Annotated in this window: 18 protein-coding genes and 1 pseudogene; 9 read left to right on the top strand and 10 right to left on the bottom strand. The window is 70.8% G+C overall.

Annotated elements, in window-relative coordinates:
* The first annotated feature begins 203 nt into the window (after positions 1-203).
* Complete coding sequence (locus OG897_RS27250; RefSeq protein WP_266660699.1) at positions 204-1121, top strand: LysR family transcriptional regulator; 918 nt, start codon at positions 204-206, stop codon at positions 1119-1121.
* Between the two features lie 3 nt (positions 1122-1124).
* On the opposite strand, the gene OG897_RS27245 is transcribed toward OG897_RS27250, so the two are convergent.
* Complete coding sequence (locus OG897_RS27245; protein ID WP_266660697.1) at positions 1125-1742, bottom strand: hypothetical protein; 618 nt, start codon at positions 1740-1742, stop codon at positions 1125-1127.
* Positions 1743-1873: 131 nt separating this feature from the next.
* Between OG897_RS27245 and OG897_RS27240 the strand changes: the two genes are divergently transcribed.
* Both OG897_RS27240 and OG897_RS27235 read left to right on the top strand, forming a co-directional pair.
* Positions 1874-2569: a HEAT repeat domain-containing protein gene (locus OG897_RS27240; RefSeq protein WP_266660695.1), complete on the top strand. Its 696-nt coding sequence runs from the start codon at positions 1874-1876 to the stop codon at positions 2567-2569.
* 5 nt (positions 2570-2574) lie between these two features.
* A pseudogene (locus OG897_RS27235) lies at positions 2575-3609 on the top strand (HEAT repeat domain-containing protein); the annotation flags it as partial.
* A 184-nt stretch (positions 3610-3793) separates the two neighbouring features.
* On the opposite strand, the gene OG897_RS27230 reads toward OG897_RS27235, so the two are convergent.
* From OG897_RS27230 to kdpF (OG897_RS27190), 9 genes are all read right to left on the bottom strand, one after another.
* Positions 3794-6352, bottom strand: coding sequence for a DUF4118 domain-containing protein (locus tag OG897_RS27230; protein ID WP_266660693.1), 2559 nt, complete (start codon positions 6350-6352; stop codon positions 3794-3796).
* Positions 6353-6368: 16 nt separating this feature from the next.
* Positions 6369-7055, bottom strand: coding sequence for a response regulator (locus tag OG897_RS27225; RefSeq protein WP_266660691.1), 687 nt, complete (start codon positions 7053-7055; stop codon positions 6369-6371).
* 95 nt (positions 7056-7150) lie between these two features.
* Positions 7151-7894 (bottom strand): potassium-transporting ATPase subunit C, encoded by a 744-nt coding sequence (locus tag OG897_RS27220; protein ID WP_266660689.1) that lies wholly within the window; start codon positions 7892-7894, stop codon positions 7151-7153.
* 23 nt (positions 7895-7917) lie between these two features.
* Complete coding sequence (gene kdpB / locus OG897_RS27215) at positions 7918-10017, bottom strand: potassium-transporting ATPase subunit KdpB (protein WP_266660687.1); 2100 nt, start codon at positions 10015-10017, stop codon at positions 7918-7920.
* A complete protein-coding gene (gene kdpA / locus OG897_RS27210) occupies positions 10014-11678 on the bottom strand; it encodes a potassium-transporting ATPase subunit KdpA (protein ID WP_266660685.1) in 1665 nt (554 codons plus the stop codon). The genes kdpB (OG897_RS27215) and kdpA overlap by 4 nt, the downstream gene beginning before the upstream one ends.
* Positions 11679-11685: 7 nt before the next feature.
* On the bottom strand, positions 11686-11775 hold the full coding sequence (kdpF, locus tag OG897_RS27205; RefSeq protein ID WP_138907650.1) for a K(+)-transporting ATPase subunit F: 90 nt from the start codon (positions 11773-11775) through the stop codon (positions 11686-11688).
* Complete coding sequence (locus OG897_RS27200; protein WP_266660681.1) at positions 11772-11897, bottom strand: hypothetical protein; 126 nt, start codon at positions 11895-11897, stop codon at positions 11772-11774. The genes kdpF (OG897_RS27205) and OG897_RS27200 overlap by 4 nt, the downstream gene beginning before the upstream one ends.
* A gap of 117 nt (positions 11898-12014) precedes the next feature.
* Positions 12015-14639 carry an ATP-binding protein gene (locus OG897_RS27195; RefSeq protein ID WP_266662441.1) on the bottom strand — a complete coding sequence of 875 codons (2625 nt, stop codon included), beginning with the start codon at positions 14637-14639 and terminating at the stop codon, positions 12015-12017.
* A 35-nt stretch (positions 14640-14674) separates the two neighbouring features.
* Complete coding sequence (gene kdpF / locus OG897_RS27190; protein ID WP_266660679.1) at positions 14675-14764, bottom strand: K(+)-transporting ATPase subunit F; 90 nt, start codon at positions 14762-14764, stop codon at positions 14675-14677.
* Between the two features lie 358 nt (positions 14765-15122).
* Between kdpF (OG897_RS27190) and kdpB (OG897_RS27185) the strand changes: the two genes are divergently transcribed.
* From kdpB (OG897_RS27185) to OG897_RS27160, 6 genes are all read left to right on the top strand, one after another.
* Positions 15123-17282, top strand: a complete 2160-nt coding sequence (kdpB, locus tag OG897_RS27185) for a potassium-transporting ATPase subunit KdpB (protein ID WP_266660677.1) — start codon at positions 15123-15125, stop codon at positions 17280-17282.
* Positions 17283-17399: 117 nt separating this feature from the next.
* On the top strand, positions 17400-17729 hold the full coding sequence (locus tag OG897_RS27180; protein WP_266660675.1) for a PadR family transcriptional regulator: 330 nt from the start codon (positions 17400-17402) through the stop codon (positions 17727-17729).
* A gap of 2 nt (positions 17730-17731) precedes the next feature.
* On the top strand, positions 17732-18142 hold the full coding sequence (locus tag OG897_RS27175; RefSeq protein WP_266660672.1) for a DUF1048 domain-containing protein: 411 nt from the start codon (positions 17732-17734) through the stop codon (positions 18140-18142).
* A 94-nt stretch (positions 18143-18236) separates the two neighbouring features.
* The gene (locus tag OG897_RS27170) at positions 18237-19205 is read left to right on the top strand and encodes a YafY family protein (protein ID WP_266660670.1); all 969 of its coding nucleotides are present in this window, start codon (positions 18237-18239) and stop codon (positions 19203-19205) included.
* A gap of 62 nt (positions 19206-19267) precedes the next feature.
* The gene (locus OG897_RS27165) at positions 19268-19639 is read left to right on the top strand and encodes a DUF488 domain-containing protein (protein ID WP_266660669.1); all 372 of its coding nucleotides are present in this window, start codon (positions 19268-19270) and stop codon (positions 19637-19639) included.
* Positions 19640-19705: 66 nt separating this feature from the next.
* Complete coding sequence (locus tag OG897_RS27160) at positions 19706-20416, top strand: 2-phosphosulfolactate phosphatase (RefSeq protein ID WP_266660667.1); 711 nt, start codon at positions 19706-19708, stop codon at positions 20414-20416.
* Position 20417 lies beyond the last annotated feature (1 nt).

Genomic DNA, 20417 nt, shown 5'->3' with positions numbered 1-20417 from the left:
GGCAGCTTCCCTCCCGGACATCACCACGTCACGGCTCGCGCACGAATCGGTCGGCACCCGACCGGCCCCGCCCACCGTCTAGAACAGTCCGCGGAACCGGCCGGGTTGCCGCCTCGGGCCCTGCGAGAAATCGTCCCTCGCCCCCAACCCCCAGTCAATCCTAGGGTTTCCTCACCACCTCCCAAGCTGTAGCTTCACCTTCCATGACCCTCGACGACCTCCGCGTCTTCGTCGCCGTGTGCCGCACCGGCAGTCTCAGCGCCGTCGCCCGCGAGCTGTCCTGCACGCAGTCCGCGGTGAGCCAGCACGTCAAGCGCCTGGAGCGCGAAACCGGCCTCGCCCTCCTGGAACGCCTTCCGCGCGGGGTGGAGCCCACACCGGCGGGCAGGCTCCTGAACGCCGCGGCGGCGGGCAGCCTGGGCGACATCGATCACGCCGTACGCCGACTGCGCGAACTGGCGCGCGGCGAGGGCGGTTCGATACGGATCACCACCGGCGGGACCACGGTCCGGCACTTCATGTCCGAGGCCGTGGTCGACTTTCGCCAGCAATTCCCCGGTGTCAGACTTGAGTTCAGGACGGCTACCTCCAGCCGGGACTGCTTCGACGCGCTCCTCGCGGGCGGCCTCGACCTGGCCTGGATCACCTTGGGGGAGCCCGTCCGGAGCATCGAGCAGCGTCCCGTAGTCGCTCTCCCCTGGGTGCTGGCCGTCGCCACGGACGACCCCATCGCCGCCAAGTCCACGGTGACCACAGCCGACTTGAAGGACATCCGCCTGATCGCCCTGCCCGAGAACACCACTTCCCGCTCCCGCCTGGACGCCTGGTTCACGACGTCCGGCATCGAGCCCGTCTCGGACACCAGCGTCGCCGACTGGGACACCGCGATCCTGCTCGCCGAACTCGGCCTGGGCCACGCCGTCGTCCCCGACCTCCCCGCCTGGCACGGCCCCGCCCACCCCCGGCTGCGTCTGATCCCGCTCCCCGAGCTGCCTCCGCTCCGCACGGGCTGGGCGGTCCGCCGCTGGGAGGCGCTGCCCCCACTGGCGCGGGCCTTCGCGGACACGGTGGAGGAGAGCTGCGCACGCACCTTCCCCACCGGGCCCGACCGCGCGTCATGAGGGTCAGTCCCCCCTGATCTCCGCGTGCGCCAAGAGGAACTCCGTCGCCCGCGCGATGGTCTCCGCCGAGGTGGCGTACACCGCCCCGGACTCCTCCTCCGACCGGTCCGCCCCGGTGGCCGCGTACCACCACGCATGGGCGTCCGGGTCGTGATGAATGACGGCGCTGCCCCCCGCGTACGCGAGCGGAACGGACTCCCCGGCGGACCTCTTCACCACCGCGTGCGGCCACTTCAGTCGAGCCGACTGCCGCTTCAACCCGCCCCAGGCCGAACCCAGTTGGACGTACGTTGCCCCACTCCGCCCCGCTGCCGTCGCCGCGCTCTCCGCCAGCCGGTCGACGGACTGCTTGGCCTCGTACAGCGCACGCAGCATCGCCAGCTGCACGTCGGGCGCGGCCATGAGCACGGGATCGAACTCCTTCCCGGCGGCCCGGTAGGCGGCGGCGCGCGTCGAGATGCCCCGCGCGAGCGCACGGACGGCGTCGAGCACCTTGTCGTCCATGGCCAGCGAGTCGTCCAGGGTGGGATCGACCCAGGCGGGCTCGACCTGGGCCGCGAGGGCGGCCCAGAAGTCGGGGTCGTTCTTGTCGGGGGTCGGGACAGCCACGATGTCATCCATACGACAAGCCTAACTGTCATGGCACCCCATCGACAAGTCTTCCTGTCGGACCCCGAGACAGGTTATGCCCCCGTTCCGCTTGACCTTGACACGGTGACAAGGTCTTCACTGTGGTCGAGGAGGTGGTCCCGATGACCATGGCGGAACAGGAATCACAGACCGCACAGACCACACACGACATCAAGGTCGAGCGGGCGCTCCGCGCACTGCTGGACGACCGTGCCTCGGTGCGGCTGCGGGCGACGATGGCCGTCGGCACGGCCCCCGACCCCCGCTTCGTCGGCACGCTCGTCGAGCGCTGCGCGGTCGAGCCCGACTTCCAGGTCCGCGAGATGCTGACCTGGGCACTGACCCGCCACTCGCCCACCCTGACCCTCCCCGCACTCGTCGGCGCACTCCGCTGTGAGGCCGCGCAGGCACGCAGCCAGTCCCTGCACACCCTCTCCAAGATCGGGGACCGTACGGCGTGGCCCGCGATCTCCCGGGCGCTGCTGTCCGACGCCGACGACGAGGTCGCGCGCAGTGCGTGGCGGGCGGCGGTCGTGCTCGTGCCGGAGGACGAGAAGCCCGGACTGGCCGCAGTACTGTCGACACAGCTCGGGCGGGGCCCGCACGCGACGCAGCTGAGCCTGAGCCGGGCGCTGGTGGACCTCGGCGAGGTGATCGTGCCGGTCCTGCACGCGGCGGGCTCGCCTGCCGACCCCGCCGTACGTGCACACGCGCTCGCCACGGAGCGGCTGCTGCGGGACCCGGAGGCCGGGTTCGAGTCCGCGATCGAGGAGGCCAAGCGGGTGGCGATGCTGGGCCCGGGCCGTACGGAGGAATAAGAACAGTGCTGATCGGTGAGGTGGCGCGGAGGTCCGGGGTCAGCGCCCGCATGCTCCGGCACTACGAGTCGCTCGGCCTGGTGCGCCCCTCGGAGCGCAGTGCCGCGGGCTACCGGGAGTACTCCGGCGAAGACATCCGGCGGGTCTTCCACATCGAGAGCCTGCGGTCGCTGGGGCTGTCGCTGCGGGACGTCGGCCGTGCCCTGGACGACCCGGCCTTCACCCCGTCCGACCTCGTCGCCGACCTCATCCGCCAGACCCGCGCACGCATCGCCGCCGAGACCGAGCTGCTCAACCGGCTGAGCCGGATCGACGCCGCGGAACCGGCGGGCTGGGAGGACGTCCTCCAGACCACGGCGATGCTCCAGGCCCTCGGTTCGACGAACCCCGCCAGACGCCAGAGCGCCGCGCTCTCCTCCACCGAGGAGGTGCCGGTGCCGGTGGAGGCTCTGGTCGAGGCATTGCTCAGCGAGCCGGAACCGAATGTGGCGGGCGCTCTGCGCTGGGCCCTGGCACGGTCGGGCCGGAGCGTGTCGGCCCTGCTGGAAGAGGGGCTCGGCGCGACGTCGGCCAGGGTGCGCAAGCGTGCCGTGCAGGCTCTCGCCGCGATCCCGGACCGCGAGGTGACCGATGTACTGAGGAGCGCCCTCACGCACCCCGATCTCGCGGTCCGGGGGACCGCCGCGCTCGCACTCGGGACGCGGGGCGTGACCGACGCGGTCCCGATCCTGCTCGACATGGTCGTCCGGGGCATGAACGACGTGGACGCGGCCGACGCGCTCAGCGCCCTCGCGACCCACACCGCCGAGGAGGACGCCCCCTCCCTGACGGACGCACCCTCCCCGGCGGACCACATCGCCACGGGCTTCGTCGACCGCTTGGCCCGCACCGCCAAGAACCCGCCCGCCCGCAGACGCCTCACCCAGGCCCTCGCGGACATCCCGGGCCCCACGGCATCCCGCGCCCTCGCGGACCTGTCCACGGACGACGACCCGGGCGTGGCTCTCACCGCGAAGTACCTGCTGAGCCTGCGAAGCAGCCCTCCCTCCAGGGGCGCGGGGAACTGCGCGAGCAACCACGACGCACCGCACGCATCCGAGACAGCCGCGCGGCGAGCGCTTGAGGTGAAGGGGCGGGGTAGGGGACTCATCCCGCCGAAGGCGGGCCAGGGGTCCGGGGGCGGAGCCCCCGGCAGTGATCCCAGCCCCCACCAGAGCTGACGGGTCACACCGCGCCCTCGACGGCCGAGGTCCGGCCGGGCCGGTGGACGCCCGGTTCGGTGCGCAGGCTGAGGACCATGGTGAGGCCGCCGCCGGGAGTGTCCTCCGCGCTGAGCGTGCCGTCCATCGCCTCGACGAAGCCCCGCGCGACCGCGAGGCCCAGGCCGACTCCGGCGCCGCGCGGGCTGTCCCCGTACCGCTGGAAAGCCTCGAAGATACGGTCCTTGGCCTCGTCGGGGACGCCGGGGCCCCGGTCGGTCACGCGGAGTTCGACGCGGTCGGCGAGGGCGCTGGCCGCGACGAGCACCGGGGTGTCGTCGGGGCTGTACTTGACGGCGTTCTCGACGACGTTGGCGACGACCCTCTCCAGCAGGCCCTTGTCGACCCGGACCATGGGGAGGCTCTCCGGAACGTCCAGGAGGACGCTGCCGTCGGGGATGCCGACGAGCGCCATGGGGACGACCTCGTCGAGGTCGACGGTGCGGATCAGCGGGGTGACGGTGCCGGTCTGGAGGCGGGACATGTCGAGGAGGTTGCCGACCAGGTGGTCGAGGCGGTCGGCGCCCGCTTCGATGCCCGCGAGGAGTTCCGCCTCGTCCGCCGCCGAGAAGGCGACGTCGTCGGAGCGCAGGGAGGTGACGGCGGCCTTGATGGCGGCGAGCGGGGTGCGCAGGTCGTGACTGACGGCGGCGAGGAGTGAGGTGCGGATCTTGTTGTCCTGGGCCTGGCGGCGGGCGTCCTCGGCCTGGCCGACCAGGCGTTGACGGTCCAGTACGACGACGGCCTGGGCGGCGAAAGCGCCCAGGACGCGCCGGTCCTCGGCCGGGAGGACCCGCCCGGAGAGGGCGAGCGCGAGGTGGTCGCCGACGGGCATTTCGACGTCGGCGGCCTCGGGGCGTTCGGCGGGGGCGGGGCCCGTGCTGCCGACGCAGGTCCAGGGCTCGACGTCGCTCTCCCGTTCCAGGAGGGCCACGGACTCCATGCCGAAGGTCTCCCGGACGCGTTCCAGCAGGGCGTCGAGTGTCGTCTCGCCGCGCAGGACGCTGCCCGCGAGGAAGGAGAGGATCTCCGACTCGGTGCGCAGCCGGGCCGCTTGGTGGGTGCGGCGGGCGGCGAGGTCGACGACGGAGGCGACCGCGAAGGCGATCGTGACGAAGACGGCGAGGGCGACGATGTTCTTGGGGTCGCTGATGGTCAGCTTCCCGATGGGCGGGGTGAAGAACCAGTTCAGGAGGAGGGTGCCGACGACCGCCGAGGCGAGCGCGGGCAGCAGTCCGCCGAGCAGCGCGGCGGCGATCGTCACGGTCAGGTACAGCAACATGTCGTTGGCGAGGCCGACTTCGGGCGCGAAGTCGCTGAGGAGGAGGGTGAGGAGGGCCGGTCCGCCGAGGCCGGTGAGCCAGCCCCAGAGGGTGCGGTGGCGGCCGAGGCGGGCGCCTCGCGCGGTGGGCAGGGGTCGGTGGCGGCCTGCCCCTGCCTCGTCGTGGGTGACGATGTGCACGTCGAGGTCGGGGCCGGATTCGCGGGCGACGGTGGAGCTGACGCCGGGCCCCAGCACGTACTGCCAGGTCCTTCGGCGGCTGACCCCCAGCACGATCTGGGTGGCGTTGACGCCGCGTGCGAACTCCAGCAGGGAGGCCGGAACGTCGTCGCCGATCACGTGGTGGAAGGTGCCGCCGAGTTCCTCCACCAGGGTGCGCTGGACGGCGAGTTCCTTGGGTGAGGCGGCGGTGAGGCCGTCGCTGCGGCCGATGTAGACGGCCAGGACCTCGCCGCCCGCGCCCTTCTCGGCGAGGCGGACGGCACGCCGGACGAGGGTGCGGCCCTCGGGGCCGCCGGTGAGGCCGACGACGATGCGTTCGCGGGAACCCCAGATCGTCGAGACCTGGTGGTCGGTCCGGTACTCCTGGAGGTACTCGTCGACCCGGTCGGCGGTCCACAGGAGCGCCAACTCCCGCAGGGCGGTGAGGTTTCCGGGCCGGAAGTAGTGGGAGAGCGCGGCGTCGATCCTGTCGGGCCGGTAGATGTTGCCGTGCGCCATGCGGCGGCGCAGGGCCTGCGGTGACATGTCGACCAGTTCGATCTGGTCGGCGCGGCGGACCACCTCGTCGGGGACGGTCTCGCGCTGGCGCACTCCTGTTATCGACTCGACGACGTCGCCGAGGGACTCCAGGTGCTGGATGTTGACGGCGGAGACGACGTCGATGCCGGCGGCGAGGAGTTCCTCGACGTCCTGCCAGCGCTTGGCGTTGCGGCAGCCGGGGACGTTGGTGTGGGCGAGTTCGTCGACGAGGGCGACGGCGGGGCGGCGGCTGAGGACCTCGTCGACGTCCATCTCGGTGAACACCGCGCCCCGGTGGGTGAGTTCGCGCCGCTCGACCTGTTCGAGGCCGTGCAGCATCGTCTCCGTACGGGCGCGGTTGTGGTGTTCGACGAAGGCGACGACGCAGTCGGTGCCGCGCTCGACCCTGCGGTGGGCTTCGGAGAGCATCGCGTACGTCTTGCCGACGCCGGGTGCCGCACCGAGGTAGATCCTGAGTTTGCCGCGCGTGCCGCGTCCCATGACTTTGGTGTGTCTCTCATGCCTCGAAGCGGTAGCCCATGCCGGGTTCGGTGATGAGGTACCGGGGGTGGGAGGGGTCGGGCTCCAGCTTGCGCCGGAGCTGGGCCATGTAGACCCGGAGGTAGTTGGTGTTGCGGGCGTGGGCGGGGCCCCAGACGTCCTGGAGGAGGCGGCGCTGGGAGATGAGCCTGCCCGGATTGCAGATCAGTATTTCGAGGAGCTGCCACTCGGTGGGCGTGAGCCGTACGTCGTGTCCGTCCCGGCTCACCTTCTTGGCGACCAGGTTCACGGAGAAGTCGCCGGTGTCGACGACGGCCGCCTCCTCGGGTGCCTCGCGGCCCGGATGCGTACGACGGAGGGACGCGCGGAGCCGGGCGAGCAGCTCGTCCATGCTGAACGGCTTGGTGAGGTAGTCGTCGGCTCCCGCTTCGAATGCCTCTATCTTCTCGGGCGAACTGCGGCGGGCGGAGAGGACGAGGACGGGTGCCTTGGTCCAGGCGCGCAGTGCCTTGATCACGTCTATGCCGTCCATGTCCGGCAGTCCGAGGTCCAGGAGGATCGCGTCCGGTTGGCGCGCCGCCGCGATGCGGAGCGCGCTGGCGCCGTCGGGGGCGGCGTCGACCCCGAACTCCCGCGCCTGGAGGTTGATCACGAGGGCCCGGACGAGCTGTGGGTCGTCCTCCACCACCAGCACCCGGCTCATCGGTGTGCGACCTTCCTGTCGATACGGTGGCAGTGGGCGGGACCCCGTGCGAACGGGATCCCGCCCACTGCCGCGCGGTGCGGTTGTTAAGCCCATCAGCCCTTGGCCACAAGGGACTTGAGGGCGAGGTTGAGCTTGAGGACGTTGACGCGGGGCTCGCCGAGGAAGCCGAGGGTGCGGTTGTCCGTGTTGTCGGCGACGAGCTTGTCGACGGCTGCGACGTCGAGCTTGTTCTTCTCCGCGACCCGGTGGGACTGGAGGGCGGCGTAGGCCGGGGAGATGTGCGGGTCCAGGCCGGAGCCGGAGGAGGTGACCGCCTCGGCGGGGATGTCGGACGGCTTGACCGTGTAGCCGCTCACCGAGTTGTCCTGGATGACGGCCTGCCGGGCGGAGAGCACCTTGTAGCAGAGGGTGCCCTGCTCGTCCTCGGTCGTGTAGTCGGACAGCTTGGCCGGGCACCTGCCGTCCACCGCACCGCTGTCGCCGGAGAGGTTGGTCGCGCCGGAGAGGATCAGCTTGTACTGGGTGTTGACGCTGTTGGCACCCAGACCGTTGGAGGGACGCGGCTGGAACCAGCGCAGGTCCGCCTTCGGGGATTCCTCCGGGTCGTCCGGGTTCTTCAGCGGCAGGTTGTAGCTCTGGCCGATCAGCTCGGAGCCGACGGCCTTGCCGGTCGCGGGGTCCTTGATCTCGGAACCGTTGGCCTTGTCGGAGAAGGCGGCCTGGGCGATGCCGGTGACCGCGAGCGGGTAGATCACACCGCACACGATCGTCAGGACGATCAGCGCGCGCAGGCCCGCCAGCAGCAACCGGCCAGTGTTTCCTACGGAGTTGTTCATGACGTGATCAGCACGCTTTCTGGTTAACGCAGCCCGGGGATGAGGGAGAGGAGCAGGTCAATGATCTTGATGCCGATGAACGGGGCGACCAGGCCCCCGATTCCGTAGATCCCGATGTTGCGGCGGAGCATCCGGTCCGCGCTCATCGGCCGGTACTGGACGCCCTTCAGGGCGAGCGGGACCAGCGCGATGATGATCAGCGCGTTGAAGATGACCGCGGCGAGGATCGCGGACTGCGGGGAGGACAGGCCCATGACGTTGAGCTTGTCCAGGCCCGGGTAGACCACGGCGAACATCGCGGGGATGATCGCGAAGTACTTCGCGACGTCGTTGGCGATCGAGAATGTCGTCAACGCGCCCCGGGTGATGAGGAGTTGCTTGCCGATCTCGACGATCTCGATGAGCTTGGTCGGATTGGAGTCCAGGTCCACCATGTTCCCGGCCTCCTTCGCGGCCGAGGTCCCGGTGTTCATCGCCACGCCGACGTCCGCCTGAGCCAGGGCGGGAGCGTCGTTGGTGCCGTCTCCCGTCATCGCGACCAGCTTGCCCCCGGCCTGCTCCCGCTTGATCAGCGCCATCTTGTCCTCGGGAGTGGCCTCGGCGAGGAAGTCGTCCACGCCTGCCTCTTCGGCGATGGCCTTGGCGGTCAGCGGGTTGTCACCCGTGATCATGACCGTCTTGATGCCCATCCGGCGGAGCTCGTCGAACCGCTCGCGCATGCCTTCCTTGACGACGTCCTTGAGGTGGATGACACCGAGGACGCGCGCGCCGTCAGCGTCTTCCACAGCCACCAGCAGCGGCGTGCCACCAGCCTGGGAAATCCGGTCGGTGAGTTCCTGCGCGTCGTCGGCGACACGGCCGCCCTGCTCCTTCACCCAGGCCGCGACCGATCCGGTCGCGCCCTTGCGCACCTTGCGTCCGTCCACGTCCACACCCGACATCCGGGTCTGGGCGGTGAACGCCACCCACTCGGCTCCGACCAGCTCGCCCTGGTGACGCTCGCGCAGCCCGTACTTCTCCTTCGCCAGTACGACGATGGAACGGCCCTCGGGAGTCTCGTCGGAGAGCGAGGAGAGCTGGGCGGCGTCCGCCACCTCGGCCTCGGTCACTCCTCGTACGGGCAGGAACTCCGCCGCCTGGCGGTTGCCGAGGGTGATGGTGCCGGTCTTGTCGAGCAGCAGTGTCGACACGTCGCCCGCCGCTTCGACCGCCCGCCCGGACATGGCCAGGACGTTGCGCTGGACCAGCCGGTCCATGCCCGCGATGCCGATCGCGGAGAGCAGCGCCCCGATGGTGGTCGGGATGAGGCAGACGAGAAGCGCGACCAGCACGATCATCGACTGCGCGGCGCCGGCGTACGTGGCGAACGGCTGGAGGGTGACGACGGCCAGCAGGAAGACGATGGTGAGGGACGCGAGCAGGATGTTCAGCGCGATCTCGTTGGGCGTCTTCTGCCGGGCCGCACCCTCGACCAGGTTGATCATCCGGTCGATGAAGGTCTCGCCCGGCTTCGTCGTGATCTTGATGACGACACGGTCGGAGAGGACCTTCGTGCCGCCGGTGACGGCACAGCGGTCGCCGCCCGACTCGCGGATGACGGGGGCGGACTCGCCGGTGATGGCGGACTCGTCGACCGAGGCGACGCCCTCGACCACGTCTCCGTCACCGGGGATGACGTCCCCCGCCTCGCAGACGACCAGGTCGCCGATGCGCAGGTCGGTGCCGGGCACGCGCTCCTCGTGCGACCCGTTCATCCTGCGGGCGACGGTGTCGGTCTTGGCCTTGCGCAGGGTGTCGGCCTGCGCCTTGCCGCGCCCCTCGGCGACGGCTTCGGCGAGGTTGGCGAAGATCGTGGTCAGCCAGAGCCAGGCGGTGATCGCCCAGCCGAACCAGTCACCGGGATTCATGATCGCGAAGACCGTGGTCAGTACCGACCCGATCTCGACCACGAACATCACCGGGGACTTGATCATCACCCGGGGGTCGAGCTTGCGGATCGCGTCGGGGAAGGACTTCAGGAGCTGCTTCGGGTCGAAGAGGCCCCCGCCCACCCTGCCGCTCTCGGGCTTGTGACCAGTGGGAACATCCGGGTGCGGGGCCCGGGTCACAGTAGGTGTGCTCATGATGCGAGCCCTTCGGCAAGCGGTCCCAGCGCGAGCGCGGGGAAGTAGGTGAGACCGGTGATGATCATGATGGTGCCGACCAGCAGGCCCGTGAACAGCGGCTTCTGCGTACGCAGCGTGCCCGCCGTCTCCGGTACCGGGGTCTGCTCCGCCAGCGATCCGGCCAGCGCGAGGACGAAGACCATCGGCAGGAAGCGGCCCAGCAGCATCGCGATCCCGATGGTGGAGTTGAACCAGGTGGTGTCGGCACTGAGGCCGCCGAAGGCGGAGCCGTTGTTGTTCGCGCCGGAGGTGTAGGCGTAGAGGATCTCGGAGAAGCCGTGCGCCCCGGAGTTCAGCATCGAATCGCTGGGACCGTCCACCGCCATCGCGACGGCGGTGAATCCGAGGACCAGGGCGGGCGTGATGAGGATGTAGCAGGCGGCGAACTTGATCTGCCGGGTGCCGATCTTCTTGCCCAGGTACTCCGGGGTGCGGCCGACCATGAGACCGGCGATGAACACCGCGATGACCGCCATGATCAGCATGCCGTACAGGCCGGAGCCGACGCCGCCGGGGGCGATCTCGCCGAGCTGCATGCCCAGGAGGTTGATCCCGCCGCCGAGGCCGGTGTTGGAGGAGTGGAAGGAGTTGACCGCGCCGGTCGACGTCAGCGTCGTGGCGACGGAGAAGATCGCCGAGCCGCCGATCCCGAACCGGGTCTCCTTGCCTTCCATCGCGCCACCGGCCAGGTCGAACGCCGGTCCGTGGTGCGCGGACTCCGTCCACAGCATCAGCGCGGTGAACCCGATCCAGATGGTCGCCATCGTCGCGAGGATCGCGTAACCCTGCTTGACCGAGCCGACCATCTTGCCGAAGGTGCGGGTCAGGGCGAACGGGATCACCAGGATCAGGAAGACCTCGAAGAGGTTGGAGAACGCGTCGGGGTTCTCGAAGGGATGGGCGGAGTTGGCGTTGAAGTAACCGCCACCGTTGGTGCCCAGTTCCTTGATGACCTCCTGCGAGGCGACCGCACCGCCGTTCCACTGCTGCGTGCCGCCCGTGAACTGCCCGACCTCGTGAATGCCGGAGAAGTTCTGGATCGCCCCGCAGGCGACGAGGACGAGTGCGCCGATCACGGAGATCGGGAGCAGGATGCGGACCGTGCCGCGCACCAGGTCGGCCCAGAAGTTGCCCAGTTCCCCGGTGCGGGAGCGGGCGAAGCCCCGTACCAGGGCGGCGGCGACGGCCATGCCGACGGCCGCGGACACGAAGTTCTGCACCGCGAGCCCGCCGGTCTGCACGACGTGGCCCATGGCCTGCTCGCCGGAGTACGACTGCCAGTTGGTGTTCGCGACGAAGGACGCGGCGGTGTTGAACGCCTGGTCCGGGTCGATCGAGGAGAAGCCGAGGGAGCCGGGCAGGCTGCCCTGCACCCGCTGCATCAGGTAGAGGAAGAGCACGCTGACCAGCGAGAAGCCGAGGACACCGCGCAGGTAGGCGGGCCACCGCATTTCCGTGGACGGGTTGGCGCCGATCGCCTTGTAGATCCACTTCTCCACCCGCAGATGCTTCGGGGAGGAGTAGACACCGGCCATGTAGTCGCCGAGCGGGCGGTACGCGAGCGCCAACGCGGCGATCAGCGCGAGGAGTTGGAGGACTCCGGCAAACACAGGAGACATAACGGGCTCAGAACCTCTCCGGGTACACAAGGGCGAGGATCAGATAACCCAGCAGGGAGACGGCTACGACGAGCCCGACGATGTTCTCGGCAGTCACAGCTTCGTCACCCCCTTGGCGACGAGTGCCACCAACGCGAAAACCGCGAGCGTGGTCACGACGAAGGCCAGATCGGCCATCGCAGACTCCTGAATGAGTGGGTGGGTAGAGGCAGGTCTCACGACCCGGGCCGTGCGGCCTGCGCCGTACGTCCCAGGAAGAGATAAGCCCCTCCTGAGCGCCCTTTGACCTGCGTTAACGCGCCCCTGACGCCCACAGTGCTCCTCTTGACGCGTCCCCTACGGGTCTTGACGCGCCCCATACGGGCCAGCCGACGCGCTCACGCCCGCAGCGGCACCGGCAGCCGGACCAGCACCCGCACCCGCACCCGCACCCGCACCCGCACCCCTCAACGACACCACCATCGTGAGCCCGCCCCCCGGCGTGTCCTCCGGGAGCAGCGTGCCTCCCATGGCCTCGGTCAGCCCCCGTGCCAGCGCGAGCCCCAGCCCCACCCCCTTGGTGTTGTCGGTGTCGCCCAGGCGCTGGAAGGGGACGAAGACCCGGTCCCGGTCCTTGGGAGGCAGCCCGGGGCCCCGGTCGGTGACGCGCAGTTCCACCCGGTCGGCGAGGCGGCTCGCGGAGAGGCGTACGGGGCGGTCGGGCGGGGAGTGACGGACGGCGTTGGCGACGAGGTGGGCGATCACCCGTTCCAGCAGCGGCGGATCGCTGAGCACCTCCGGTGCCGACGCCAGGTCCGTGGCCACGACCTGGGACGGGTCCGTGAGCAGACCGTCCAGCGCGCCGGGCAGCACCTCCCCGAACGCGGTCGGCCGCAGGGCCAGCGTGAGCGCGCCCGCCTGGAGCCTGCTCATGTCGAGGAGGTTGTCGATGAGGCGGCCGAGTCGGGCCATGGACTCCTCGGCGGTGGCGAGCAGCTCCTCGCGTTCCTCCGCGGTGAAGTCGACGCCGGGGCTGCGCAGCGAGCCGACGGCCGCCCAGCCCGCGGCCAACGGGGTCCGCAGGTCGTGGCTGACGGCGGCCAGGAGCGCGGTGCGCATCCGGTCCGCGGCCTTGATGGGTTCCGCCTCGGCCGCCGCCTCGGCGAGCCGGTCCCGCTCGACGGCGGCGGCGACGTGCGCCGCGAAGGCGGTGAGGACGCGGCGCTCCGCCGCGTCGAGCGTACGGCCGTACAGGACGAGCAACAGGCCCTCACCGACCGGCACTTGAGTGATCGCGCCACAGTCCCGCACCGCCCGTCCCCCGGCCGGCGGCACACCCGCCTCCACCAGCTCGGCCGACGCCACCCCGAACGTCTCCCGCGCCCGCGTCAGCAGCGCCTCGATGGCCCGGTCGCCCCGGACGATGCTCCCGGCCAGTGCCGACATCGTCTCGGCCTCCGCCGTCGCCCGCGCCGCCCGCCGCGACAGCCGCAGCGAGCGGTCCGCCATGACCGCAGCCGTACCGGCCACCACCACGAACCCGGCGAGCGCCAGCAGATTGTCCGGCTCCGCGACCGTGAACCGCCCCCTCGGCGGTATGAACCAGTAGTTGAGCAGCAGCGACGCGGTGACGGCCCCGACCACCGCCGAGACGACCCCGCCGATGCACGCGACGCCCAGCACCGTCACCAGGTACAGCAGCGCCTCACTCGTGAGGTTCAGCGTCCCCCGGAACCGGTCGAGGAGGAAGGTCAGCAGTAAGGGCAGGACCAGCCCGGCGACCGGCCCCGCGACCAGCCGGGACGTCGGCAGGGTCCGGCGGCGCGAGGGCAGCAGCCTGCCGCCCCCGGCGCGCTCGTGGGCGACCATGCGTACGTCGATGTCGACGTCCGCGCAGAGCGCGACCGTGGTGTCGCCGATGCCCCGGCCGGTGAGGAACCGCTCCAGCCTGCCCCTCCTGCTGGTGCCCAGCACCACCTGCGTGGCGTTCTCCGCCCGCGCGAACTCAACCAGCGCGGACGGCACCCGGCCCCCGACGACCGAGTGGTACGTACCGCCCAGGCGCTCCACGAGCTGCCGCTGCCTGGCCAGCGCGCCGTGCGAGGAACCCGCCGCGAGGCCGTCGCTGCGTACGACGTGGACGGCGAGCAGCGCCCCGTGCGCGGCCCGGTCGGCGATCCTGGCCGCACGGCGGATCAGGGTCTCGCCCTCGGAGCCGCCGGGGAGCGCGACGACGACGCGCTCCCGGGCCCGCCACGCGTCGGGCGTACGGCGTCCCCACGCGTCGGGCGTACGGCGTGCCCACGCATCGGGCGTACGGCGTTCGGCGCGCAACTTCTCGTCGACGCGGTCGGCCAGCCACAGCAGGGCGAGTTCGCGCAGGGCGGCGAGGTTGTCCTCGCGGAAGTAGTGGCCGAGGGCCGCGTCGATGCGCTCGGGCGGGTGGATGTCGCCGTGGGCCATGCGGCGGCGCAGCGCGTCCGGGGGCATGTCGACGAGTTCGATCTGATCGGCGCGGCGCACGAAGTCGTCGGGGACGGTGTCGTGCTGCGGCGTGCCGGTGATCTTCTCGACGACGTCCTTGAGGGACTCCAGGTGCTGGATGTTCAACGTCGTGACGACGTCCGTCCCGGCGGCCAGGAACTCCTCCACGACCCGCCAGTGCGCGGGCCTGGAGCCGTCCGCCTCGGCGGGGTGGGCGAGCTCGTCCACCAGGACCTCGCGCGGCTGCCGGGCGAGCACGTCGTCCAGGGCGACGTACTCCAGCACGGCCGCCCCGTCGCCCTCCGGCATCCCGAGGAGCGCGTCGAGGAGCGCCTCGGTGTGCGGGCGGCCGTGGCAGCGTACGGAGCCGATCACCACATCGGTGCCGCGCCCGGCCCTGCGCCGGGCCTCGTCGAGCATCCGGTACGTCTTGCCGACGCCGGGGGCGGCACCGAGGTAGACCTTCAACCTGCCGCGCCTGCCGGGCACTTGAGTCAGCCGCTGCCCTTCCCCCACCCCTGCGGCGTCGGTGTTCAGAACTTGTCCGGGTGGAGCCGGGCGAGGACCAGGTACCCCACGAGGGCGAAGGCGACGACGATCCCGACGATGTTCTCCACGGTCATTTGCTTCTCAACTTCCCTGCGAGAAAGCCCACTTGGACCAGGACGACGATGTGAAAGGTGCGGTACGGGCCATGGGAACCCGCAGGCGTCCAGAGCCTCATCCTCCAGCGCGCCGTACCACCCCGGCGGCGGCCTTGACGCAGCGCTGACGCCGTTCCGCCGTATCCCTACGCGTCCCTGGCACCGCGCACCGCCGCCCGCCCGCTCCCCGTATGGGACGCGCCAATTCCGCGCCCCGCAGGGCGATTCGCCCTTGCCGGAACCTTAGATTCCCCCACGGGCCGCGCCCGCTGTCCGCCTCGTGGGCGCGGTCGGGCCCACGACGGAACCTCCCCCTCCCCAGAAGGCCAGCCCCGCGATGCTTCCCACCGCTCCCCCGCAAGCACCTCCGGGCCCCCGCACCCCGCCGCACGCGCCGGCCCCCGTACCGCGTCACAGCAGCCGCACCCGCCTCCTCGACCCCGTACTCCTCCTCAAAGCCCTCCCCGAGGCCCTGCGCAAACTGCATCCGCGCACCCTCGTCCGCAACCCGGTGCTCTTCGTCGTCGGGGTCGGCTCGGTCCTCACCACTCTCTCCGCGCTGATCCACCCGTCCGTCTTCGCCTGGGTGATCAGCGGCTGGCTCTGGCTGACGGTGGTCTTCGCGCAGCTCGCGGAGGCCGTCGCCGAGGGCCGGGGCAAGGCGCAGGCCGCGTCGCTGCGCAAGGCCCGCACGGACACGACGGCCCTGCGCCTGCGGCACTGGCAGTACGGCACGGACCTCGACCGCGCCGAGAGCAGGGGCGAGACCGAGCGGGTCGCCGCGACCGACCTCCAGCTGTTCGACTTCGTGGTGGTCCGCGCGGGCGAGATCGTCCCGGCGGACGGCGACGTGGTCGACGGCGTCGCGGCGGTCGACGAATCGGCGGTGACCGGCGAATCCGCCCCCGTCATACGGGAGTCGGGCGGCGACCGCTCGGGCGTGACCGGCGGCACGAAGGTCCTCTCCGACCGCATCGTCGTGCGCGTCACCTCCCGCCCGGGACACTCCTTCCTGGACCGGATGATCGCCCTGGTCGAGGGCGCGTCCCGGCAGAAGACCCCGAACGAGATCGCCCTCAACATCCTCCTCGCCGCCCTCACCGTCACCTTCGTGCTCGTCGTCGTCGCCCTCGCCCCGATGGCGGGCTACGCGGACGCCGCCCAGTCCACGACCGTCCTGGTCGCCCTCCTCGTCACGCTCATCCCGACCACCATCGGGGCGCTGCTCTCCGCGATCGGCATCGCGGGCATGGACCGGCTGGTCCAGCGCAACGTCCTGGCCATGTCCGGCCGGGCGGTGGAGGCGGCGGGCGACGTCGACACCCTCCTCCTCGACAAGACCGGCACCATCACCCTCGGCAACCGCGAGGCCGCCGCCTTCGTGCCCCTGCCCGGCGTCACGGAAGCGGCGCTCGCCGACGCCGCCCAGTTGGCCTCGCTCGCCGACGAGACCCCGGAGGGCCGCTCGGTCGTCGTCCTGGCCAAGCAGCGGTACGGGCTGCGGGAGCCCGCCGAGGGGGAGTTGGGGAACGTACGGTTCGTGGAGTTCAGCGCGCGGACGCGGCTGAGCGGCATCGACATGCGCCGCCCCGACGGCTCCGCGACGTCGATCCGCAAGGGGGCGTCCGCGCAGGTCGTGGAGTGGGTGCGGATGTACGGGGGTGCGGTCCCGCCCGAAGCGCTGCACTGGTCGGACACCGTCGCGGCGGGTGGCGGGACCCCGCTCCTGGTGGCGGTGCACGATGCGTACGGTCCGCGCGTGCTCGGCATCGTGCACCTCAAGGACGTCGTCAAGGAAGGCATCCGGGAGCGCTTCGCGCAACTGCGCCGGATGGGGATCCGTACGGTGATGATCACGGGCGACAACCCGCTGACGGCCCGTGCCATCGCTGAGGAAGCGGGTGTCGACGACTTCCTCGCCGAGGCCACTCCCGAGGACAAGTTGGCGCTGATCAAGCGGGAGCAGGCCGGGGGCAAGCTGGTCGCGATGACGGGAGACGGCACCAACGACGCTCCCGCCCTGGCTCAGGCGGACGTCGGCGTGGCGATGAACACCGGGACCTCGGCCGCGAAGGAGGCCGGGAACATGGTGGACCTGGACTCCAACCCGACCAAGCTCGTCGAGATCGTCGAGATCGGCAAGCAACTCCTCATCACCCGGGGCGCGTTGACGACCTTCTCCATCACGAACGACGTCGCGAAGTACTTCGCGATCATCCCCGCGATGTTCACCGCCGCCCATCCGGGTCTCGACGCCCTCAACATCATGGGCCTGCACAGCCCCACCTCGGCCATCGCCTCCGCCATCATCTTCAACGCGCTGATCATCATCGCGCTGATCCCCCTCGCGCTGCGCGGGGTCCGCTACACCCCGGCCTCCGCGCACGACCTGCTGCGTCGCAACCTCACGATCTACGGACTCGGCGGCCTGATCCTCCCCTTCGTCGGCATCAAGGCCATCGACCTGCTGATCTCACGGATCCCGGGGCTCGGCTGAGGCGGCGCGACCTCCTTCCCGCTATTCTTTCTTGCTAAGTACTGGTAGTCAGCGTTACGCTGTACTGGTACTCAGCAACACTGAATAGCATCGCTCGCATCGGAAAGGAGGTGTTCCATGACCAAGCTGGAAACGGAAATGCTCAAGGGCACGCTGGAGGGAATCGTTCTCGCGATCCTGTCCGGGCGGCCCGCGTACGGCTACGAGATCACGGCGGAGCTGCGGGAGCAGGGCTTCTCCGACATCGCCGAGGGCACGATCTACGCGCTGCTCGTCAGGGTCGAGAAGCGCGGCCTCGTCGACGTACAGAAGGTTCCGTCCGAGAAGGGGCCGCCGCGCAAGGTGTTCTCCCTCAACGCACAAGGACGGGAGTACCTCGCGGAGTTCTGGAGGACCTGGAGCTTCCTCACGGAACGACTCGCTCAGCTCCGCGAAGGGGGCGCATGACCATGGCAGACGTCGAAGGCACCGCGCAAGGCACCGCGAAAGGCACCGTCGAAAGCACCGGGTTCCTCGCGAAGGTGATCGGGCCCAAGAAGCGCTGGAAGGCGTACAAGGTGCGCGCCAAGGAGCTTCCCGAGCCCTACCGCGCGGCGGTCGGGGCGATCGAGCGGCACCTGATGCACTTCGTGCCGACGGACGGCGAGAACAACGCGGCCATGTTCGAGGACCTCGCGGACCTCTTCGAGGGAGCGGCGACGAACGGGACGCCGATCAGCGAGATCGTCGGGGACGACCCGGCAGGGTTCGTCGAAGACTTCTCCCGGAACTACACGGACGGCGGCTACGTGCCCGCCCGCGCCCGCACGCAGCTGGCCGAAGCGCTCGCGGAGGCGGCGGGAGGGGCGGCGGGGAAATAGGTCGCCTGCGGCAGACAGCCTGTCCCCGGCCCGGCCCCGGGCTGCCCCTCGGCCCGGCCCCGAAGTGCCCCTTGCCGTCTTCTACAGTCGTCGCATGCGCGCCGATCGACTGGTCTCCCTCGTCCTCCTCCTGCGCCAGCGCGGCCGCATGTCCGCGACCGCGCTGGCCCACGAGCTGGAGGTGTCCACGCGCACCGTGCTGCGCGACATCGAGGCGCTGTCCGCAGCCGGAGTCCCGGTCCACGCCGAACGCGGTCGGCACGGCGGATTCGCCCTGCTCCCCGGCTTCCGTACGGAACTCACCGGACTCAACCACGACGAGGCCCTCGCCCTGCTGGTCGCCGGATCGCGGCGCGGGGCGCAGGTGTTCGGCCTGGGCTCGGCACTCGCTTCGGCCATGCTCAAGGTGGTCGACGCCCTCCCCGAGAACCAGCGCGACACCGCCATCACCGTGGCCGAACGCCTCCTCGTCGACCCCGAGACCGACCTGCTCTCCCGTCGGCTCGACACCGAAGACCTCCCCGCCGCCGTCGCATCCCCCATCCGCCACGCCGTCCTCACCGGCCACAAGGTGCGCATCCGGTACGCGGCGGTGGACCAGCCCCCGAAATGGCGCACGGTGGACCCGGTCGGCCTGGTCACCGTGCGGGACCAGGGCTACCTGCTGGCCATCCGCTCCGGCGAGGACCGCACCTACCGTCTGTCCCGTATCCTGGCCGCCGAGGCCCTCCCGGAACCCGCTGAACGCCCCGACCACGTCGACCTGGACCGCGCCTGGCGGGACCGCAGCACCGGCTTCCGTACCGGCGGCGACCAGGTCACCGCGCTGGTCCGGCTCCCCCCGTCCCGCCGGAAGGACCTCACGGCCACCGCCCTGACCGTCCTCTCCGAACGAACCGACCCCGAAGGCCGCCTCCTCCTGGAGGTCACCTTCCAGGACGCCCGCCACGCCGAATGGGCCCTCTGGCAACTCGCCCCCCACGCGGAACTCCTCACTCCGCCATGGCTCCGCACCGTCCTGCGCACCCGCGCCACCACGTCCGCCACCACCTACGAAGCCTGAACCCCGCACAGCGCCTAGGGTGGGAAACGTACGAAACGCCCTGGTCAAGGAGGCGGTGGGGCATGAAGCGTGGGAGCGGCTGGCAGGTGCGCCGCGTATACGATCCGCCCGAGCCGGGGGACGGCCGGCGCGTGCTGGTGGACAGGCTGTGGCCACGCGGGGTGTCCAAGGAGCGGGCGGCGGTCGACGAGTGGCTGAAGGACGCGACGCCTTCGAACGGGCTGCGTTCCGCCCTGCACGCGGGGGAGCTGGACTTCGCGGAGTTCCGGGACCGCTATCGCGCGGAGCTGGCGGAGCCGGGGCCCGCGCAGGCAGTCGAGCGGCTTCTTGAGATGGCGCGCGCAGGAACCGTCACGCTGGTCACCGCCGTGCAGGACCCCGGACGAAGTCACGTACCGGTCCTGGTCGAGCTGCTGGAGCAGCGGCAGGGGTGAGCGGGCCCCCGTCCCCGGGACGGGGGCCGATGTCATCGACGATCAAGAGGGCAGCAGAATGGGACGATGGATCATCACTTCGTCGGCATCCCGGAGTTGACCGGCGTTCCCCGTGTCGCGGTCGTCATCGACGTCATGCGTGCCTTCACCGTCGCCGCCTGGGCCTTCTCGCGCGGCGCCGAGAAGATCGTGCTGGCCTCGACGCTGGACGAGGCACTCGCCCTCAAGGAGAGCCGTCCGGGCTGGCTGGCCCTGAAGGACGGGGCTCCGGCCGCGGGCTTCGACGCGGTGAACTCGCCCGCTCAGCTGAGGTCGCGCGACTTCACCGGGCGCACGCTGGTGCAGAAGACGACGGCGGGAACCGTGGGCGCCCTGGCCGTCGCGGACACGCCGCTGGTCCTGTGCGCGAGCTTCGTCGTGGCAGGGCCGACCGCGCGGTTCCTCCGGGAGCGTGATCGCGGCCCGGTGACGTTCGTCGTCACGGGCGAGGAGGGGCGGGCCGAGGAGGACCTGGCCTGCGCTCAGTACATAGGTCGGCGCGTGGATGAGGGTGAGGGTGAGGGTGAGGTCGACGCGGAACCGTACGTCCGACGGGCGAGGAACTCCCGGGCGGCGGCCGAGCTCCGTGACGGGGTGCGGAGCGGGAGCCATCCGGACGACGTCGAACTCTGCCTGGAAGTCGACAGGTTCGCCTTCGCCATGGTGGCCCGCCGCGAGGACGCGTTGATGGTGCTCCGCCCCGTCTCCGAGCCCGTAAGCCCGCTCCACACCCGTTGAA

The sequence above is a fragment of the Streptomyces sp. NBC_00237 genome (assembly GCF_026342435.1).
Taxonomy (GTDB): Bacteria; Actinomycetota; Actinomycetes; order Streptomycetales; family Streptomycetaceae; genus Streptomyces.
The sequence above is the reverse complement of the archived record's forward strand: the minus strand, read 5'-3'. Positions and strand labels throughout refer to the sequence as shown.

Bases quoted from the DNA above. Each gene is read 5' to 3' on its own strand.
- OG897_RS27170 (WP_266660670.1), top strand. From the start codon at position 18,237: ATGCGCGCCGATCGACTGGTCTCCCTCGTCCTCCTCCTGCGCCAGCGC.
- OG897_RS27225 (WP_266660691.1), bottom strand. From the start codon at position 7,055: ATGAGCCGGGTGCTGGTGGTGGAGGACGACCCACAGCTCGTCCGGGCC.
- OG897_RS27250 (WP_266660699.1), top strand. From the start codon at position 204: ATGACCCTCGACGACCTCCGCGTCTTCGTCGCCGTGTGCCGCACCGGC.
- OG897_RS27160 (WP_266660667.1), top strand. From the start codon at position 19,706: ATGGATCATCACTTCGTCGGCATCCCGGAGTTGACCGGCGTTCCCCGT.
- OG897_RS27175 (WP_266660672.1), top strand. From the start codon at position 17,732: ATGGCAGACGTCGAAGGCACCGCGCAAGGCACCGCGAAAGGCACCGTC.
- OG897_RS27180 (WP_266660675.1), top strand. From the start codon at position 17,400: ATGACCAAGCTGGAAACGGAAATGCTCAAGGGCACGCTGGAGGGAATC.
- kdpA (WP_266660685.1), bottom strand. From the start codon at position 11,678: ATGTCTCCTGTGTTTGCCGGAGTCCTCCAACTCCTCGCGCTGATCGCC.
- OG897_RS27230 (WP_266660693.1), bottom strand. From the start codon at position 6,352: ATGGGACGCGGCACGCGCGGCAAACTCAGGATCTACCTCGGTGCGGCA.
- OG897_RS27165 (WP_266660669.1), top strand. From the start codon at position 19,268: ATGAAGCGTGGGAGCGGCTGGCAGGTGCGCCGCGTATACGATCCGCCC.
- OG897_RS27245 (WP_266660697.1), bottom strand. From the start codon at position 1,742: ATGGATGACATCGTGGCTGTCCCGACCCCCGACAAGAACGACCCCGAC.
- kdpF (WP_266660679.1), bottom strand. From the start codon at position 14,764: ATGACCGTGGAGAACATCGTCGGGATCGTCGTCGCCTTCGCCCTCGTG.
- OG897_RS27220 (WP_266660689.1), bottom strand. From the start codon at position 7,894: ATGAACAACTCCGTAGGAAACACTGGCCGGTTGCTGCTGGCGGGCCTG.
- kdpB (WP_266660687.1), bottom strand. From the start codon at position 10,017: ATGAGCACACCTACTGTGACCCGGGCCCCGCACCCGGATGTTCCCACT.
- kdpB (WP_266660677.1), top strand. From the start codon at position 15,123: ATGCTTCCCACCGCTCCCCCGCAAGCACCTCCGGGCCCCCGCACCCCG.
- OG897_RS27240 (WP_266660695.1), top strand. From the start codon at position 1,874: ATGACCATGGCGGAACAGGAATCACAGACCGCACAGACCACACACGAC.